The sequence below is a fragment of the Fenollaria massiliensis genome, assembly GCF_023347705.1.
Classification (GTDB): domain Bacteria; phylum Bacillota; class Clostridia; order Tissierellales; family Peptoniphilaceae; genus Fenollaria; species Fenollaria massiliensis.
The window spans coordinates 101683-119042 of the sequence record NZ_CP096649.1; the positions used below are offsets into that span (position 1 = coordinate 101683).

The following is a 17360-nucleotide window of genomic DNA, read 5'->3' on the forward strand; positions in this document are numbered from 1 at the left end:
CATGAGCATCAAAATTATAACGGATTCAGCTTCGGACATAAGCTATGAATTAGCAAGTGAATATGACATAGACATCATGCCCATAGTCATCATGAAGGGTGACGAAACTTACCTTGATGGTGTGGACATAAGTGGCAAGATGATATATGACGATATGAGGCAGGGGGCTGTTTACAAAACTGGTGCCATAGCTCCCAATGAGTATGAGGAGAAATTCAAGGAAGTTTTGGAAAAGTATGACAAGGCTATATATGTATCTTTGTCGACTGGCATGTCTTCTACATATAACAACGCTGTGCTTGCGAAGAACTCGCTTGGTATAGGTGACGATAGGCTTATGCTTGTTGACTCGCGTGGTGCGTCTATGGGCCAAGGCTTGCAGGTTTTATCTCTAGCAAAGCTTAATCAAGAAGGCAAGACTTTTGATGAGCTTAAGGCTTATGCACATGGCTTTGTCAAGAATACAAGGTATGTATTCTTCGTGGACTCGCTTGAGTACTTGCAAAGGGGCGGCAGGGTTTCAAAGCTAAGTGCTGCAATTGGTAACCTGATCAATATGAAGGTTGTGCTTGATGTGCACTCTGATGGCGTGATCTACACTGAAGACAAGGTTAGAGGTACTAAGAGAGCCATTGCAAGAACTGTTGATTTTTTCGAAAATGAAGTGGGTCATGACTTGTACGCTAACACGATATACGTATGTCATGCGGACTGCGAAGACCTTGCAAATAAGGTAAAGGAGCTACTCGTAGAAAAGTATCCAGACATGGAGATAAAGCTAAACCCATTTGCGGTATGCATAGGCGCTCATACAGGACCTGGTACGGTGCATATATGTACTATAAAGAATTTTGAACTATAGTTAATAGCTTTATAAGATATAAGAAGGGACAGAGCAAATCTGTCCCTTCTTGTATATTTTAATTTCTTTTTACAATAAATTAACTCAGTGTAATTGGTTTTGCAAAGAAAGTGAAGAACCCCGCCCATAAATGGACGAGAACCTTTGCGCTATGATGTATAAGGCGAAGCAATTTTACCCTTGTTAATGAATCATCGCCAAACAAATTTTTTGCAGCAATGAAGAACCTTGTCCTAACGGACAAGAACCTTTACGCTAGGATGAATGAGGCGAAATAATCTTATCCATGTCAAAGAACCTGCACAAACAAATTTTGCTGGAAAAACTAGATGATTACGCGAAATGGAGATTTGAGGCAAGCGGAGTGTACGTACAAGTACTCGAGCATTGCCGAAAATCGAATGAGCGTAAGGGCTAGTTTGAAGAACCTCGTCCAAACGGACGAGAACCTTGGTGCTTCGCACGAACGCAAAATTATATGAAAAAAGGAAGTATGATAACACTCAATATCCCGCTAATCACCAAACTCATCGAGCTCGCCGCACCAGTCAATTCATTCATATTATTTGCCTTCGCTGTACCTATCGCGTGCGATGCGCTTCCCAAGGCAACTCCCTTAGCAACGTCTGATTTAATTTTCATAATTTTAAAAACAGCATCACTCACCATGGCTCCGAATATGCCTGTAAATATTATCGTAAATACTGTAATTGAAACGATGCCGCCCATCGATCTAGAAACGTCTATGCCTATAGCTGTGGTGATGGACTTTGGCAAAAGCGTTGCAAAATGCACTTTTTCAAGCACAAATATCTTATAAATTGCAAAAACTGTCAAAACTGAAGAGAATACGCCGAAGACTATGCTCATAAGTATTGGGACTATGTCTTTTTTTATGGTTTTTAGTTCTTCATACAAAGGAAAGGCTAGGGCAATGGTTGCCGGTGTTAGTAATAGCGTAACATATTTTGCGCCCGATGCATAAGTTTTGCTGTCAATTTTAAAACTCAAAAGCACTGCCATATCGACAGCTATTGCAAATAGAAGCGGATTGATAAAAGACCACTTAAGCTTCTTTTTTATGTAAACAAAGAAAAAATATGGAAGTGCTGTTAGTAAAAGCATGAAAATGGCTGTCATCACTTCACCTTCCTTATCTTTAATAGCGTTTCGCAAAATTTTCCTGTTGTTGCCATAACGAAAATTGTCGAGAAAACGATTGCGACTAGAACTGGGACTATGATGACTTTAAGGTCTATGAAGCTGTCAATAAGTGCAACTGCGCTCGGTATAAAAGTTAGCGGCATTATTTTAATCAAAAATTTGCACACGCCTTCGACTTTTTCTTTTTTAACGAGGCCCATTTGCAGAAGCAAAAAAAGTATTATTATGCCGTAAATGCTTGCTGGCATCGAGACTGGCAAGGTTTTTGAGAGATAGTCGCTCACAAGTGTCACCGCCGCCACGATTATTATTCCAAATATTGTATTCAAAAAAAATCACTCCTATTCTTAAATAGTATACCATTAATATGCGTTTATGAAAAATAAAAATTTTTTACTATAATTATAAATTTTATCTATACTAAGTGGGCCATGTATTGTAATTTGTTATACAAGTGAGTAATTTAGCTAAATCCATTGACATTTCAAGAATTATGTTCTATATTATAATTAATTGTAAGAATAATCTTGGACACATAATTTACACCACCTAAAAAAACGTTCATTGGCCGAGCGTTTTTTTGTTTGCAAAATATTGTTTTAGGGTAAAATATTAATGTGCAAAGGAGGGTGAATTATGTACAAATTTATGAAAAAAGTCCCTGGTGGCTTGCTTTTGATACCAATGCTTATAAGCGCGGTATTTGCAACATTTTGGCCAAATTTATTCTACATCGGAGGACTTACTGAGGCTTTATTTACTAAAAAAGGAATTAACTACATCGTTGCTTTAATAACATTTTGTTCAGCGACATCACTTGATTTTAAGAGCCTTGCAAAGGTTTTGAAAAAACAAGGACTTATGCTTCTTGTGAAAATTATTTTATGTATGGTATTTTCATTATTATTTTTCAAATTTTTCGGCGAAACAGGTGTATTTGGCATCAGCCTACTAAGTTTTGTATGCATTTTGGCATCACTAAACCCATCACTTTACTTGGCCTTGACTAAGGACTATGCGACAAAGACTGATGAGAGCGCTTTTGGTTTGACTGGCCTTTTATGTTTACCAGTTTTTCCAATCATAGTGTATTCTGTTGCTCAATCGCAAGCTATTGACTTTTCACCGATAATTTCAACGCTTATACCTCTTGTTTTGGGTATTTTGGTAGCGAACTTTGATAAAGAATTTGCAAATATTTTCAAAGGTTCAACTACTATGCTTACACCATTTATGGGATGGAGCTTTGGAACCGGAATTAATCTAATTGAATCATTCAAATCAGGTGTACAAGGAATTGTTTTAGTAATTATTTTCTACGTGCTTATAGCGCTTCCAATATTCTTATTTGAAATTAAAGTGCTTAAGAGTACTGGCGTTAGCGCACTTGGAATGTCTTCGGTTGCTGGACTAACTGTTTCAGTACCATTAATTTTATCACAAAATTCTGATTATCTAGCATCAATCGCTAGTCAAAGTGCTTCGCAAATAGCTCTAGCTGTTGTAATCACTTCAGTTATCACACCTATACTTGTGAAGATGCTTGCAAAGAAAAAGGGTTTAGAGATAAACAAATATTAAGGAGAGGAATTATGAATAAATTTTATGAATTAGCAGAAAAAATGCAAGATGAAACCATAAAGATGAGACGCGATCTTCATCAAATGCCTGAAATTGGTCTAGAGGTTGAAAAAACTTGCGACTATGTCGAAGGAAAGCTTAAGGAGATAGGTCTAGAACCTGTAAGATATGGTAACTCTGGTGTATCGGCTATCATCGACTCGGGTAAAGACGGCGAATGCATCTTATTAAGAGCTGACATGGATGCACTCCCAATGGCTGAAGATAATGATTTGCCATTCAAGGCGACTAATGGCTACGCTCACACATGTGGCCACGATATTCACGCTGCAATGCTTTTAAGCGCAGCAAAGATTTTAAATGACAATAAGGATAGCTTCAAGGGTAAGGTAAAACTTATGTTCCAATCAGCTGAAGAGATTTTTAAGGGCTCACGCTTTATGATAGAGCATGGCATACTTGAAAATCCTCATGTAGACGCAGCTCTTGCAATGCATACATCGCTTGACGAAGAACTGGGCTCTTTTGGATACAATCTTGGATATATGACTACATCTTGCGATAACTTCAAGATCACTATCGTTGGAAAAGGCTCACACGGTGCTTATCCGCACACAGCTCACGACCCAATATATGCAGGAGTATTATTATATACACAATTTATGGAGCTAATAGCGAGAGAAAAGGATCCAAATAAGGTCGCTACACTAACATTTGGCCAATTCGTAGCTGGAAGCAACTCAAACATTATCCCAAATGAATGCGTTATGCAAGGAACACTTAGAACATATAATCCAGAAGTAAGAGAGTATATGAAAAATAGAATGGCTGACGCAATGAAGGCAATAGAAGTTCTTACACAAACTAAGATCGAAGTAGACTACTTTAGCGGCGTGCCAAGCCTTTACTCAGATCCAGAGCTAACAGAATTTTTCGCAGAGACTATCAAGGAAAATATGGATCTAAAAGCGATTAAAGATAGCAAGATTATGGCATCAGAAGATATGGCCTGCGTTGCAGAAAAAGTTAAGACAACATATCTAATGCTTAATATGAAGGTAAGGGGCTGTGAAGCAGCTCATCACAATCCTAAAGTTATGTTTAACGAGGATGCATTAAAATACGGTACGGCGATATTCTGTATATGCGCTGTAGCATTTTTGAATAAATAATTTTGCATTCAATTGGCGACTAAGGCTGGTTCGCTTTTCGGCAATGCTCACGTACCATTAGTACGCTGCGCTTGCCTCAAAGCTCCACTTCGCCTTATTCATCCAATTGCTCTGCAAAATTTAGATGGATACAATAAATAATTTCACTTTTTGTTTAAGCAAATAGTGAGAAAAGTGATTTTCACTAATCAATTGATTTAATATCGAAATTTGCAAAAGGGCTTAATTTAATGCAAATTTAAAAATAGCTGGGCATGATGGCCCAGCTATTTTCATATAAAAAGATATTTGCTTAAATAAGTTTTTTTGCTTCTTCCAAAGCCTTATCATAATCAGGATGCTTAGTAACTTCACTAACAATTTCTTGATACTTGATAGTGCCGTCCTTATCTATGATAGTGATGGCTCTTGCAAGTAGACGAAGCTCCTTGATTACAAGACCGTACTTTGTACCAAAATCAAGGTCTCTGTGGTCTGATAAAACTATAACCTTGTCAATGCCATCAGCAGCGCAAAATCTTGATTGAGCAAATGGTAGGTCGCAGCTAAGTGTTAAAACAACTGCATCACCAAGCTTAGCGGCTTCTTCGTTGAATCTCTTTGTTTGTAATTCGCAAACAGGTGTGTCAATTGAAGGAACTGAGCTGATGATAACGACTTTGCCCTTCACTTCATCAAGAGAAAACTCTGATAAGTCATTCTTAAGTGCCTTAAAATCAGGCGCCTTGCTGCCTACCTTTGTTTCTTCACCAATTAAAGTTACTGGTGAACCGCCAAATGTTATTATTCCTTTTCTTTCATTCATATTTATTACCCCCTAGTGTAATTTATTTACCCGAAATTAAAAATTTTAAACGGATAAATTTATATTAAAGGATATGATAACTTAAAAGTACTTGACAAAGCATTTTTAATTGGATATTATTAAGTAAATAGTGAAGCAGGAGCGAATGTTATGAAGAAAGATTATAATATGGTTATAAAAGAAGCTAAAGAAATGGTACTAGACATAAATAACCGCGGGCAAGAAGCTTTAGGCGATGATGCTTTAGAATTTATGGATTCACTTATGAGTTCAAATGAGATACTTGAAAGTGATTTACGTGTTCAATTAATTGATGAACTAGTAAGAGCAAGAAATGAACAAGTCATTAGTCAAAAGAAGCTAGAAGAATTAAGTGGCGTTAAGCAGCCTGTCATTGCTAGGATGGAGACAGGCAAGACTAGTCCTCAAGTAAGTACACTTATTAAAATATTAAAACCTTTAGGAAAAACTCTAGCAGTTGTGCCTATTGAAAATAATTAAAAATCGCGGCTATAAGGCTCATTGAATTAGGGATTTTAAAAAAACTAGTTCATAGAGTCTTTAGGTGGCATAGATAAAAGGCTATGAGTTTAGTGCTCATAGCCTGTTTTTATTTCTAGTTAACAAAAAATATTAATCTAAACTTCTAATCCTGTCTACAAGGCTATTTTGGCTGTGCTTTTCATAGAACTTGCCAGTAAATATTATCCCAATAATTATATTTACAAAGTTTACAAGTATAAGTGGCATGATTACAAATTTATAGGAAGTCCACTTAGTTTGTTCCATAAAATCTATCAAGATGTATTTATCTACAAGAAGCATAATGATGAAAGAAAATACTAAGCCACATAAAGAATAGATCAAATTCTTTTTCACCAAATATTTTTTAATATTTTTCTTTGTCATTCCAATTGCTTCAAGAATTGATAAGTTAACCATATTTCTCAAAATTTCAGTAGCAATAACATTTATAAAATTCAGTACAGAAATTAAAAACAATACTATAGATAAACTATAACCCACAAATTCTATAAGGTTTTTGAAATCTTTAAAAGACTTTATTTGAAGATCTTTTGAGTCATAGGAAAAGTCTGGGTTATTTTCAAAAGATTTTAATAAATTATCAAAATTTTCCTTTTCACTATCTTCTACATCAAATCCATAGGACATTATACTATTATCGCCTGTGAGTTCTTTGTACAAATTAGGATTTAAATAAAAATATTCTAAATCTAACTCAGGGCTAGACTCATCAAATTGATTTTCCTGGATAATAGGATAATATCTCAATCCATCGGAAAAATTATAATTAATCTTTCCCATAACTTGGACTTCTTTGACCCTGTTTTTTACATTGATTTTTATTTTATCGCCAGTTTTATAGTCAGAATTATTTTTTATTTTTTCGCCTATAATAACATAATTTCCTGTTTTCCATTTTTCTTTATCAAATTCTCCATCTATTATTTTTTGTTTATTTATTAAATAATCATCTATTCCCAATAATATTGGAGCAACTTTATTGTCTTCTATTTTTATATCTGGATAAGAGTATTCATAACCATAATAGTATAAGGCTCCCCCAGCTTTAAATCCCTTTTGATTTTCTATTTCATCAATGAAATTATCCTTGATACCGTCCTCACTTCCTGAGTACATATACCTAAAATATTTTGGGCTTGCTATATTATAATCCGTTACGATTACATCTGATATTCCTTTCTCTAAATCTATGTTACTTGTATAAGTTAAAATACTATTTAGAATCACTGCTGATAAACTCATAGAAAGAACAATTGAAACAAATCTAAATTTATTTGAAAAAACCTGTCTTTTTGCAAGTTTTCCTAGTGAAATAGAATTACTTTTGTATTTCTTTTTTACTTGAGTTTCATTATACTTACTAGCATCTATTGGTGAAATTTTAGCTGCATATTTTGCTGGACTCATAACTGATAGAAAAACAGTTAATAAAGTAAATATGGTAGAGAAAAGTATAACTAATAATATTAAGGCTAATGATAGATTTATATTCGCTAGCATTACATTAGTAGAAAATATTTTATTTAAAATTATTTTACCAATAGAAATACCTATGGCGTTTCCTATTATTATAGATGGGATAGAAACTATAAAAGATTCTAAATGAACAAGCTTTTTAACTTGAACTTTTGTCATACCAATTGTTTTAAGTAGTCCAATTAAATTTATATCTTCATTTACAGATATTTTAAATATATTATTGATAATTAAAAATCCTGCAATCATTACTAAAATTAAAAAAGCTAAGAAAGGTAAAAATGTTTTAAAATCAAAACTACTATCACCAGAAAAAATATAAGCAAAGTTAACACCAATTCTTATTTCTTTATCAGATAAATTTCCAGGGTCCTCTACAACTTTATAACCATTTCTCTCTGCAATTTTTAAAAGCTTATTCCTTATCATAAAGGAATTCTTTAGCATTACTTCCACGTCATTATTATTTTCTGGAAGTGATAATTTATCTACATAAGCTTTTGATAAATAGATTTGTCCTACACCAACATTTGAGTCAATAGGATTTTGAAAGGTTCCAGATATAATAAATTTATCACTTTTCTTTTCGATAATCTCTCCCGTGTAAGGTTTTTCTATTTTAAAAGGAACTTCTATCTCTTCTCCGATTTCACCCTTATAACCTAATTTTTTAGCAGTTGCTGTATCTATAAATACTTCATTTTCTTTTTCTGGAAACTTCCCCTTAACTTTTTCTATTAGAGACCATTCAAATCCTTTTTTGTCCATATAGGATAGTTCTGCCATAACTTTTTCATCATCAAGAATGCCAACTTTCTCTCTAACTGAAAAATCCTTTATGTCTTTATCCTTGGATAAAATATTTATGTCTTTGTCAGAAAGTTCTTTAAAAGAGCCATGGCTGATTGTGCCAATAGTTTTCATTGTTTGGGTTTCCATGCTTTTTCCTAAACCTAAGGCAACTGAAAATAGGCTTGTAAATAGTATAGAAGTCAAAGCAATGGCTAATAAGAGAATATTTCTCCTACTTTTATTTGCATTTAAAATATTTTTTGACAGACGTACTATATAAGCTTTATTTTTGACTTTCATTATTTTCCACCAGCCTTCCATCTTCTATTCTTAGAGTTTTTTCTGCAGCTTGAGCGACGGCATCATCGTGAGTAATCATAAGAATAGTATTTCCAAGCTCTTTATTAATCTTTTTTAGTAAGTAAACAACTTGAGAAGATGATTTTGAATCCAAATTACCTGTGGGTTCATCAGCTAGAATTAAAGATGGTTTGGTAACCAAGGCTCTTGCTATGGCAACTCTTTGTTGCTGCCCACCAGATAATTCGTTTGGCATTTTATTTTTTTGATCGCCTATCTCAAGAATGTCTATTACAGAATCAACATATTTTTTATCTACCTTGTCTCCATCAAGACCAAAGGGAATAATTATATTCTCATATACATTTAGCATAGGCAAAAGATTATATGCTTGAAAGACAAAACCAATATTTCTTCTTCTAAAAATGGTTCTCTCATCATCTTTCAATGCATAAATGTCGGTATCATCAATTAAAACTTTTCCGCTTGTAGGATAATCAAGTCCCCCTAGTAAATGTAATAGGGTTGATTTACCAGAACCAGATGCCCCAATTATAGAAATAAATTCTCCTTTTTCCACATCGAAAGATACTCCATCAAGAGCTCTTACTTCAACGTCATTTGTTTTGTAGTATCTTTTTAATTTTTCTACTTTTAACATTTCTATCACCTCTTTACATTTAATATAACACTTATATCTTACAAAGTACTTACAAGATTTCTTACAGTTTTGTAAGAAAAAAGACTTCTCACAAGGGGAAGTCTACTGAAAATTTTATTCTATTTTCGTCTAAAGACGCTCTTATATTTCCGCCATGTTTTTCTATAATTTCTCTGGCTATAAATAGACCTAAACCCAAACCGTCTTTTGAAACTGAATTTTTTCCTCTATAAAATCTTTCAAATATTTTTGGCAAAGTTTCTTCAGATAGGTCTTTGCACTCATTTTCTATATCTAGATTATAGTTTAGGTAAGATTTATAAACTGAAATATTAATTGTAGAACCATTTGGCGAGTATTTTATAGCATTATCTACTAGATTGTGAATGGCTTCTTTAAGCCATCTTTCGTCCAAATTGAAAATTAAGTCTTCGTTTTTTAAATTTATGCTTATACATTTTTCATCTAATATTACTTTAAATTCTCTCAAAACATCTTCTGCTATGTCTTTTAAATTTGCTTGATGTTTCTGTAAGGAAATAATATCGGATTCGAGCCTAGATGATTTTACTAGGTTTTGAATTAAAAATTCTAATTTATTAAGTTCATACTTTATAATTTCAAGATACTCATCTTTTGGATCATCTTCTAAAAGACTAATGTATAAAGAAAGGTTGGTAATGGGTGTCTTGGTTTGGTGTGATATATCTGCTATCAAATCTTTTGTTTTACTTTTTTCTGTATTTATTTTCACTTCTTTTACTTGGATGGCATACAAAAACTTAATGAACTTTGATTTTATTTTAGATAATTCCTTTTCATCAAATTCTGTAATTTCTAAATTTCCATCCAAAGCCTTATCAATATAGTCTGAGAGCTCACTCATTTCATTTCTCAAGACAATATATTTATATAAAAGAATTCCAATTAAAATTACTAGAATACCTATTAAAATTGCCATTTATATCCAACTCCAAAAACTGTTTCTATTGGGTCATAGGGTTTTAATTTATTTCTTATCCTAGAAATATTGACACTAAGGGTATTCTGATCAATAAATTCATCATCTAATCCCCAAATAAAATCAAATAGTAATTCTTTAGTAATAACTTGAGACTTATTTTTTATCAGGTAATATAGAATTTTTGTCTCTGTCCTTGTGAGATCTATGTTTTTATTATCCACAAAGAAAGTATTTTCATTGAAATTAAAGTCTAGACCATTTTTATTATAAATATTTAAATCGCTAGGTGATATTTTTTCAAAAGCCCTATTTATCTTTGCTTCTAAGATTCCTAAAGAAAAGGGTTTTGTTAAATAGTCGTCTGCCCCTAAATTTATAGCAGAAATTATATATGCCTCAAGATCTATAGCAGATAAAACTATAATGGGAATTGCTGAAGATTGTCTAGTATATTTTATTATTTCAAGCCCATCTCCATCCGGTAAATTCATGTCAAGTAAAAGTAAGTCAGCTTTATCAATAAAGTTTTTGGCTTCACTAATTGTGCTTACAGATAAAACCTCATAATCTTTATTTAAAGCTATAGAAAGTCCTTTATTTAAATTTTTATCATCTTCAATTATTAATATCTTTTTCATAGTTTCTACCGCCATTAATTAAATTCCATAATTACAAACAAGTATCGAATTCTTATGTAAGTTTTCACTTCTATACTCCAATATATCCGATATATCACATTTAAAATACTTACAAAGTCTACCCAGTATTTCCATACTAACATTCTCATCTCGTCCCATTTTAGCTATGGTATGAGGAGTTGTATTTATGGCTTTTTGTAAGTCTAGTTTATTCATCTTTTCATCTATTAATTTTTTCCATAATTTGTCATAGGAAAATCCTATATTTCACCTCAATCTAATCTTCTACTTTGTTCAGTATTTCTATAATATTATACCACATTCTACAACTTAATCTTTACATATTTCTTAAGAGGGATTTATGGTCGCGATTTTTTATGTTTATAATTCTTAAAAATTTTAAACGCTTTATTCAATTTCTTCATCATCTATTGGCTCAATCTTATCAAAGTCTATATTAAATTCTTTTTCAAATTCTTCCATGCTAATAAGTTTTTCTTTATTCTTTTTCATAGAAGCGAGTCTTTTCTCAGCAAGAGCCATATCTTTTATATCTTCTAAAATTTCATCTAATTTCATTTTCATCACCAAAGACATTATATCACAAAGACTATATTAATATGTGGAAATTTATGCTCTTTCGTGTTATAATATAGATACTTATAAGCGAGGTGAATCTTATGCAGCTTGAAATATATAAAGAGCCGCTTCAATTCGAGGCGAGTGCTTCCGAGAAAAAGCTTAATGCATTTAAACAATTTCATACGAAATATGCGTCTGACTGGATTAGGCTTGATTATTTGAACGAAGCCTTTATTAGTGATGTCAAAAAAACAGCTGATTACATACGCAAATCTTTTGATGCTCTTGTAGTTATCGGGATCGGCGGATCTTTTATCGGTGCAAAGGCATTCATCGACGCTTTAGGAAATGATTTCCCAATATATTTCACCGGAAATAATCTTGATGGCGAGTGCCTTATTAATTTAATTAATGAACTTAAAGATAAGCGCTATGCGATAAACGTTATAAGTAAGTCAGGAACAACTATGGAGACAAAACTTGTATTCGAAATTTTCCTTAATGATATGATGAAAAAAGGAATTGACCTTAAGAATAGCATTATAGTGACTAGCTCAGAAACTAGTGAATTAGCAAATTTTGCTCTATTACATAAGATGAAAACTTTTATAATACCCGAAGATATAGGTGGACGCTACAGCGTTTTCACTGCAGTTGGCCTTTTACCAATGGCGGCCAGTGGCCTTGATATAGAAAAAGTAATTATGGGTATAAAAAATGCAAAGGAAGAATATTTTGAAAGCGATGGAGCCATAAACACAGCTCTTGACTACGCTTACTATAGGCATCTAGCTGGAAAGACTTATGCGCTTGAGTTTATCAGCGTTTACGAGGAAAGGCTTGCTTCATTTACTGAGTGGATTAAGCAGCTTCTTTGCGAATCGCTTGCCAAGGACGGCAAGGGACTCATTGTTTCTAATCTTAAGTACACACAGGATTTGCACTCTATGGGTCAGCTTTTGCAAGAGGGCAGGCGCAATATAATCGAGACGCATTTATTTGCGGAGGCGAAAAAAACTCAAGATGAGGCTATCATGAATATAAATAAGATTAATGAAATTGCCTTCAAAGCGACTGTTAAGGCGCACCACATGGGCGGCGTGCCAAGCTGCGTGATTAAACTAAAGACCATTAGCGAAGAAAGCCTTGCAAAGCTCTCTATATTTTATATGGCATCCTGCGTTTATAACGCTGTTATGGACAAGGTAGAGCCTTATGGTCAGCCGGGTGTAGAAGTTTACAAAGAAAAAATCAGAAATATATTAGAGGAGTGATAAGATGTTAGCAAAAGTTTTAAAAGATGAAGGCTTAATAAAAAGCATAAATGGGGTTAATTTTGTTCACAAAATTTTGAAAAAGGGCGATGTAATTGATAAACACAATCATCCAGGTAAGGAAATAGTTTTCGCTGTGATGAAGGGCTCTTTCGAGATTACTATTGGCGAAGAAGAAAAACACCTTGTAAAGGCTGGCGAAGCACTTAATTTTGACGGCACTAATACTATAAGCGCGGTGGCTTTGGACGATAGTGAAAGCCTTGTTGTGCTAGTTAATAAAGAATAAAATGCTTAATAAATTTCCAGAAAGCATTGATTTAAAGAAGATACCATTATTCTCATATTTTTCAGACGAAGAACTTAACGAGATCAGAAAAGGTCTTAAGCTTGAGACACTTAAGCGTGGCGACGCCATATTCTCATCAGGCGACAGCGCGGACAGGATGTTCATCGTCTACGAAGGTTTTATGAAGATATCTATGTATCTTTCGGACGGTAGAGAGCAAATTCTCTACATCTACAAAAAAGACGACTTCGTTGGCGGCTTCAACATACTTTATCAGGACAAATATGTCTATAATGCAGCTGCCACAACGAACGCAAAGATCATAGTTATAAATAAGTATGACTTTGAAAATATCATGCTAAAGAACAAGGACTTCGTTTTGAAGGTTTTGGAAGAAGCCTACTACAGAATCAGAAAGTCTGAAGAGCTTATCGACAGGCTCTCAGTTATAAACGCGGATATGAAGGTTGCTAAGGCTCTTATCAATCTGATTAAAATATCGGGCTCAATCAAGGATGGCGTCATCACAGTTGACCTTAAGATCAATCGCGAGGAGATGGGCTCTTTCACAGGACTTACGCGCGAAACTATCTCGAGAAAGCTTAGCCAATTTCAAGATGAGGGCATAATCACGCTCGAACGTAACAAGATTATTATTAACGATATTAGAAAACTTTCAGACAAAACTATATGATGAACTTGGACAAAGGCGCGTAAATAGAGGTCTTTGTCCATTTTAAATATTTAGGAGAATATATATGCTATTTAATTCAGCTGGCTACCTTGTGTTTTTCACAATCGTTTGCCTAGTTTATTTCATATTGCCAAAGAAAGTCAAGAGAGGCTTTTTGCTCTTGGCAAGCTATTTCTTTTATTCGTGCTGGAACCTTAAGTACTCACTACTAATGCTCTTTAGCACAGTAGCGACATACTTAACAGCCATCGCCATGGACATGGCAGGAGCGAAACAAAAGAAAAAGCTCTATCTCGGTCTTTGTTTCTTTGTCAATTTGGCGATACTCTTCGTCTTTAAGTACTACGGCTTTACAGTTAATTTTTTAAATAAAATACTTGGCCTTGTTGGCGCGAGTGTCAATCTGCCCGTAATAAACGTTTTACTTCCAGTCGGCATTTCATTCTACACATTTCAAGCGCTTGGCTACATCGTCGATGTTTATAGAGGCGAGATCAAGGCTGAGAGAAATTTTATCAATTACGCTCTCTTCGTCTCATTCTTCCCGCAATTAGTCGCTGGACCTATAGAGAGATCAAAAAATCTTTTAACGCAAATAGATAACTTAGGACACAGACGTTATGAAAACCTATCAAAAGGACTTTTATACATACTTTGGGGCTTTTTCCTAAAGCTTGTCATTGCAGATAGGGCAGCAATCTTTGTAAATCAAGTCTACGACAGCTACCAAGGCTACTCATACGTATTTTTATGCTACGCCGCTTTACTCTTCGCGGTGCAAATTTATTGCGATTTTTATTCATATTCAATCATCGCAAAGGGCTCTGCCAAAATTTTGGGCTACGATCTTATGGATAATTTTAAAGCGCCATATCTTTCAAAATCAATCACAGAATTTTGGAGACGCTGGCACATCTCGCTATCTACTTGGTTTAAGGACTATTTATACATCCCTTTAGGGGGGAATAGAAAAGGCACTTTCAGAAAGCATTTAAACGTTTTGATAGTTTTTTTGGTGAGCGGTCTTTGGCACGGAGCGAACTACACCTTTGTTCTTTGGGGGCTGATTCATGGCATTTTCAACATTTTGGAAGATAGTTTTAAAGGCATCACAAAAAATATTAGCAATAATTTAATTTATAAAAATATTCGCAGGCTTATAACTTTTGTCGTTGCAGTCATAAGTTTTGTAATTTTCAGAAGCAAAAATATTGGTGCGGCAAAGGCCTTTATACTTGGCATACTTAAGAGGCAGGCAGGGACTTTGGATGCGTCCATCGCCTTTCCATACGAAGACACAGTCATCTTGCTCATTGCGATAGCCATGCTTATAGTAATTGACATACTTATTTACAATAAAGTGAACATGGTTGAAAGAATTGAAAAGAGAAGCCTGATTATAAGATGGCCGATATATATATTTTTACTAGTAGTAATACTAATTTTTGGCATATATGGACCGGGCTACAGCGAAGCGCAGTTCATTTATTTCCAATTCTAAAAGGTGAGAGAGATGAAATACATTAAGAGAATTTTAAAAATCGCGGGCTTTGTCATAATTCTGAGCCTTGTGCTTTCAAAATTAAATATCATCTTCATCAGAAAATCCGATGTGAAGCCTTGGGACATGATTAACAAGATTTCGGGATATTTCAACGAGGACAAGCCTTATGACGTCATCTTCTTTGGTACTTCACACGCGTATTGCTCTTTTGATACAGAAGATTTGGCGGAACATGTCGTTAGCTCATACATTTTAGCAAGCCAAAAGCAGCCACTTGAGGCGACATACTACTACATCAAAGAAGCGATTAAGAGGTCAAAGCCAAAGGCCATCTACGTTGACGTGCTCGATGCCTTGGCGATGAATGATGTAGATGAAGGAAGCGTCCACACTTACACTGACTACTTCCCCATGGGTATAAATAAGGCGCTGATGATTAAAGACAGCCTTCCTCCTGAGGAATGGGCGGAGAATGTGATGCCTTTAATCAAGTATCACACAAGATGGAGGGCGCTTGAAGAAAAAGATTACAAGGCCAAGTGGAAGGACTATCACGATGACTTAAATGGTTTTGTGAAGCTCGAGCGTCAGAGCAAAGAATTTGTTAAAAATCCTGAGCTAAGCAAGGAAAACCTTGATAATATCACAAAAGCACGCGATAAGGACTTTAGAGAGAAAAAGTACGCCGTAATAAAAAGGATAAATGATCTTGCAAAGAAAAATGGCGTTGAAGTGCATTTTATAAAGACGCCGATTTTTACAAAGGATGTCTACGATGAGAACATCGCTGCACTTGAGAGCTACGCTCATAGTATAGGCGCGGACTTTATAGATTTTACCAAAGTGATGGGTGAGGAGCTAGGCTTTGATGATTATTATGATGCGTCGCATTTGAATAGTGAGGGAGCAAAAAAGTTTACTGGATACTTTATTAAAAATGTTCTGAATAAATAGGAGGTTTTATCTATGTGGTTCGCATTTGGAATTTTGGCAGTAATATTTGCCATATTAAATTTAGTTTTTGCATTTAAGGGGAAAGAGGCAAAATATTTTAGATTTATGAGCATGGCCCTAACTATACTTACTTTGTGGGTGGCTCTTAAAGAGGAGCTTAATCTATTCTTTATAAAGGATTTAACTGCACTTGAAGACACTGCTCCAACATTGATAAATGGCCTTTTTGTTTGTGCAGCAGGATCGATTATTATCAACAGCGTATCTTTATTTAAAGAGAAGAAATAATTTGGGTAAATATATATAGAGGTGAAAACCATGGATAAGGAAAAGGAAATAAAAGAAGCAAAGGCCGCTGCGGTCGAGGTCTTGTTAAGGCTTGATGAGGCGGTGAAGTCTCTTGATGGTGCGTCAAAGATGAGCATGATTGATATCTTTGGAGGCGCCTTCTTCAGCGTGATTAAGAGAAAGCACATACAAGAAGCGAACCTTAGTATAAAGGAAGCTGGCATATATCTAAAGAGCCTTAATAAGGAGCTCGGCGACATTGGCATGAGGCTTCCTGAAGAGATAAGCGACACCTTGGGAGATAATATTGCGGACATATACTTTGATAATATCTTTACCGATGTAAGAGTTGCAAAAGAGATAAAAGATAAGCTTGTTGAGGTCAAGAGCTTTAGAACAATGATAGAAAATTTAATAATGAAGCTTGATAAGGAGCTTGATGAAATAAAAGAATGCTAGAGATGTCTCTAGCATTTTATATTACTTGTCAAGTTCTTCAAACAAGGCATCTATCGAGTCAAAGACAGGCCTTTCACCATTATCAATACTTGCCTTTATCTCTTCAACTGAGGCCTTTAGTTCATCTATTACATTTTTTGGGTAGACTTCAAGCGGGATCAAAACTATTCTGCCACTTTCTTCGATAATTTCAAATTTATCTCCTTGATTTAAATTCATCAAACTCACTATTTCCTTAGGTATAGTCACTTGCGACTTAGCTTTTAACTCAACTAACATAGTCTTACCTCCTTAGTTAGAATTTCTTACTTTCTGATTATATTATATATTTTTACAAAGCTTATGTCAATACATA

The 17360-nt window shown here is 34.4% G+C and carries 21 protein-coding genes; 11 read left to right on the top strand and 10 right to left on the bottom strand.

The window, feature by feature from the left end; genetic code table 11:
• Nucleotide 1 precedes the first annotated feature (1 nt).
• Nucleotides 2-862, top strand: coding sequence for a DegV family protein (locus M1R53_RS00405; protein WP_249242676.1), 861 nt, complete (start codon nucleotides 2-4; stop codon nucleotides 860-862).
• Nucleotides 863-1336: 474 nt separating this feature from the next.
• Here the strand turns inward: M1R53_RS00405 and M1R53_RS00410 are convergent, their stop codons facing one another.
• Nucleotides 1337-2002 carry an LrgB family protein gene (locus M1R53_RS00410; protein WP_249243185.1) on the bottom strand — a complete coding sequence of 222 codons (666 nt, stop codon included), beginning with the start codon at nucleotides 2000-2002 and terminating at the stop codon, nucleotides 1337-1339.
• On the bottom strand, nucleotides 2002-2355 hold the full coding sequence (locus tag M1R53_RS00415) for a CidA/LrgA family protein (RefSeq protein ID WP_019214179.1): 354 nt from the start codon (nucleotides 2353-2355) through the stop codon (nucleotides 2002-2004). Before M1R53_RS00415 ends, M1R53_RS00410 begins: the two co-directional genes overlap by 1 nt.
• Before the next feature lie 307 nt (nucleotides 2356-2662).
• Between M1R53_RS00415 and M1R53_RS00420 the strand changes: the two genes are divergently transcribed.
• On the top strand, nucleotides 2663-3607 hold the full coding sequence (locus M1R53_RS00420; RefSeq protein WP_249242677.1) for a 2-keto-3-deoxygluconate permease: 945 nt from the start codon (nucleotides 2663-2665) through the stop codon (nucleotides 3605-3607).
• An 11-nt stretch (nucleotides 3608-3618) separates the two neighbouring features.
• A complete protein-coding gene (locus tag M1R53_RS00425; RefSeq protein WP_249242678.1) occupies nucleotides 3619-4779 on the top strand; it encodes a M20 metallopeptidase family protein in 1161 nt (386 codons plus the stop codon).
• Nucleotides 4780-5071: 292 nt separating this feature from the next.
• Here the strand turns inward: M1R53_RS00425 and tpx are convergent, their stop codons facing one another.
• Entirely contained in the window at nucleotides 5072-5584 is a 513-nt protein-coding gene (gene tpx / locus M1R53_RS00430; RefSeq protein WP_249242679.1) for a thiol peroxidase, read from the bottom strand.
• Nucleotides 5585-5734: 150 nt separating this feature from the next.
• On the opposite strand from tpx, the gene M1R53_RS00435 reads away from it, so the two are divergent.
• Nucleotides 5735-6085: a helix-turn-helix domain-containing protein gene (locus M1R53_RS00435; protein WP_346428865.1), complete on the top strand. Its 351-nt coding sequence runs from the start codon at nucleotides 5735-5737 to the stop codon at nucleotides 6083-6085.
• 132 nt (nucleotides 6086-6217) lie between these two features.
• Here M1R53_RS00435 and M1R53_RS00440 read toward each other — a convergent pair whose 3' ends face one another.
• The 6 genes from M1R53_RS00440 to M1R53_RS00465 all read right to left on the bottom strand — a co-directional run bounded on the left by M1R53_RS00440 (nucleotide 6218) and on the right by M1R53_RS00465 (nucleotide 11540).
• Complete coding sequence (locus M1R53_RS00440) at nucleotides 6218-8698, bottom strand: ABC transporter permease (RefSeq protein ID WP_249242680.1); 2481 nt, start codon at nucleotides 8696-8698, stop codon at nucleotides 6218-6220.
• On the bottom strand, nucleotides 8682-9365 hold the full coding sequence (locus M1R53_RS00445; protein WP_249243187.1) for an ABC transporter ATP-binding protein: 684 nt from the start codon (nucleotides 9363-9365) through the stop codon (nucleotides 8682-8684). The genes M1R53_RS00440 and M1R53_RS00445 overlap by 17 nt, the downstream gene beginning before the upstream one ends.
• An 82-nt stretch (nucleotides 9366-9447) precedes the next feature.
• Nucleotides 9448-10320, bottom strand: coding sequence for a sensor histidine kinase (locus M1R53_RS00450; RefSeq protein ID WP_249242681.1), 873 nt, complete (start codon nucleotides 10318-10320; stop codon nucleotides 9448-9450).
• Nucleotides 10308-10961 (bottom strand): response regulator transcription factor, encoded by a 654-nt coding sequence (locus M1R53_RS00455; RefSeq protein ID WP_070599576.1) that lies wholly within the window; start codon nucleotides 10959-10961, stop codon nucleotides 10308-10310. Before M1R53_RS00455 ends, M1R53_RS00450 begins: the two co-directional genes overlap by 13 nt.
• An 18-nt stretch (nucleotides 10962-10979) precedes the next feature.
• Nucleotides 10980-11225 carry a helix-turn-helix domain-containing protein gene (locus tag M1R53_RS00460; RefSeq protein WP_249243188.1) on the bottom strand — a complete coding sequence of 82 codons (246 nt, stop codon included), beginning with the start codon at nucleotides 11223-11225 and terminating at the stop codon, nucleotides 10980-10982.
• Between the two features lie 144 nt (nucleotides 11226-11369).
• Entirely contained in the window at nucleotides 11370-11540 is a 171-nt protein-coding gene (locus tag M1R53_RS00465) for a hypothetical protein (RefSeq protein WP_249242682.1), read from the bottom strand.
• Between the two features lie 101 nt (nucleotides 11541-11641).
• On the opposite strand from M1R53_RS00465, the gene M1R53_RS00470 reads away from it, so the two are divergent.
• From M1R53_RS00470 to M1R53_RS00500, 7 genes are all read left to right on the top strand, one after another.
• The gene (locus M1R53_RS00470) at nucleotides 11642-12817 is read left to right on the top strand and encodes a glucose-6-phosphate isomerase (RefSeq protein WP_249242683.1); all 1176 of its coding nucleotides are present in this window, start codon (nucleotides 11642-11644) and stop codon (nucleotides 12815-12817) included.
• A 4-nt stretch (nucleotides 12818-12821) separates the two neighbouring features.
• Nucleotides 12822-13106: a cupin domain-containing protein gene (locus tag M1R53_RS00475; RefSeq protein WP_085839746.1), complete on the top strand. Its 285-nt coding sequence runs from the start codon at nucleotides 12822-12824 to the stop codon at nucleotides 13104-13106.
• A 1-nt stretch (nucleotide 13107) separates the two neighbouring features.
• Nucleotides 13108-13800: a Crp/Fnr family transcriptional regulator gene (locus M1R53_RS00480; protein ID WP_019214183.1), complete on the top strand. Its 693-nt coding sequence runs from the start codon at nucleotides 13108-13110 to the stop codon at nucleotides 13798-13800.
• Nucleotides 13801-13864: 64 nt separating this feature from the next.
• Nucleotides 13865-15301 carry an MBOAT family O-acyltransferase gene (locus tag M1R53_RS00485; protein WP_249242684.1) on the top strand — a complete coding sequence of 479 codons (1437 nt, stop codon included), beginning with the start codon at nucleotides 13865-13867 and terminating at the stop codon, nucleotides 15299-15301.
• A 12-nt stretch (nucleotides 15302-15313) separates the two neighbouring features.
• Complete coding sequence (locus tag M1R53_RS00490; RefSeq protein WP_249242685.1) at nucleotides 15314-16258, top strand: hypothetical protein; 945 nt, start codon at nucleotides 15314-15316, stop codon at nucleotides 16256-16258.
• Between the two features lie 12 nt (nucleotides 16259-16270).
• Nucleotides 16271-16546, top strand: a complete 276-nt coding sequence (locus M1R53_RS00495; protein WP_249242686.1) for a hypothetical protein — start codon at nucleotides 16271-16273, stop codon at nucleotides 16544-16546.
• A 30-nt stretch (nucleotides 16547-16576) separates the two neighbouring features.
• On the top strand, nucleotides 16577-17005 hold the full coding sequence (locus tag M1R53_RS00500; RefSeq protein ID WP_249242687.1) for a hypothetical protein: 429 nt from the start codon (nucleotides 16577-16579) through the stop codon (nucleotides 17003-17005).
• Nucleotides 17006-17026: 21 nt separating this feature from the next.
• On the opposite strand, the gene M1R53_RS00505 is transcribed toward M1R53_RS00500, so the two are convergent.
• Entirely contained in the window at nucleotides 17027-17284 is a 258-nt protein-coding gene (locus M1R53_RS00505) for an AbrB/MazE/SpoVT family DNA-binding domain-containing protein (protein WP_019214188.1), read from the bottom strand.
• Nucleotides 17285-17360 lie beyond the last annotated feature (76 nt).

What these genes read in the sequence shown, in the direction of transcription:
- M1R53_RS00405 (WP_249242676.1), top strand. Translation starts at nt 2, where the DNA reads ATGAGCATCAAAATTATAACGGATTCAGCTTCGGACATAAGCTATGAA.
- M1R53_RS00410 (WP_249243185.1), bottom strand. Translation starts at nt 2,002, where the DNA reads ATGACAGCCATTTTCATGCTTTTACTAACAGCACTTCCATATTTTTTC.
- M1R53_RS00420 (WP_249242677.1), top strand. Translation starts at nt 2,663, where the DNA reads ATGTACAAATTTATGAAAAAAGTCCCTGGTGGCTTGCTTTTGATACCA.
- M1R53_RS00425 (WP_249242678.1), top strand. Translation starts at nt 3,619, where the DNA reads ATGAATAAATTTTATGAATTAGCAGAAAAAATGCAAGATGAAACCATA.
- tpx (WP_249242679.1), bottom strand. Translation starts at nt 5,584, where the DNA reads ATGAATGAAAGAAAAGGAATAATAACATTTGGCGGTTCACCAGTAACT.
- M1R53_RS00435 (WP_346428865.1), top strand. Translation starts at nt 5,735, where the DNA reads ATGAAGAAAGATTATAATATGGTTATAAAAGAAGCTAAAGAAATGGTA.
- M1R53_RS00440 (WP_249242680.1), bottom strand. Translation starts at nt 8,698, where the DNA reads ATGAAAGTCAAAAATAAAGCTTATATAGTACGTCTGTCAAAAAATATT.
- M1R53_RS00450 (WP_249242681.1), bottom strand. Translation starts at nt 10,320, where the DNA reads ATGGCAATTTTAATAGGTATTCTAGTAATTTTAATTGGAATTCTTTTA.
- M1R53_RS00455 (WP_070599576.1), bottom strand. Translation starts at nt 10,961, where the DNA reads ATGAAAAAGATATTAATAATTGAAGATGATAAAAATTTAAATAAAGGA.
- M1R53_RS00465 (WP_249242682.1), bottom strand. Translation starts at nt 11,540, where the DNA reads ATGAAATTAGATGAAATTTTAGAAGATATAAAAGATATGGCTCTTGCT.
- M1R53_RS00470 (WP_249242683.1), top strand. Translation starts at nt 11,642, where the DNA reads ATGCAGCTTGAAATATATAAAGAGCCGCTTCAATTCGAGGCGAGTGCT.
- M1R53_RS00475 (WP_085839746.1), top strand. Translation starts at nt 12,822, where the DNA reads ATGTTAGCAAAAGTTTTAAAAGATGAAGGCTTAATAAAAAGCATAAAT.
- M1R53_RS00480 (WP_019214183.1), top strand. Translation starts at nt 13,108, where the DNA reads ATGCTTAATAAATTTCCAGAAAGCATTGATTTAAAGAAGATACCATTA.
- M1R53_RS00485 (WP_249242684.1), top strand. Translation starts at nt 13,865, where the DNA reads ATGCTATTTAATTCAGCTGGCTACCTTGTGTTTTTCACAATCGTTTGC.
- M1R53_RS00490 (WP_249242685.1), top strand. Translation starts at nt 15,314, where the DNA reads ATGAAATACATTAAGAGAATTTTAAAAATCGCGGGCTTTGTCATAATT.
- M1R53_RS00495 (WP_249242686.1), top strand. Translation starts at nt 16,271, where the DNA reads ATGTGGTTCGCATTTGGAATTTTGGCAGTAATATTTGCCATATTAAAT.
- M1R53_RS00500 (WP_249242687.1), top strand. Translation starts at nt 16,577, where the DNA reads ATGGATAAGGAAAAGGAAATAAAAGAAGCAAAGGCCGCTGCGGTCGAG.
- M1R53_RS00505 (WP_019214188.1), bottom strand. Translation starts at nt 17,284, where the DNA reads ATGTTAGTTGAGTTAAAAGCTAAGTCGCAAGTGACTATACCTAAGGAA.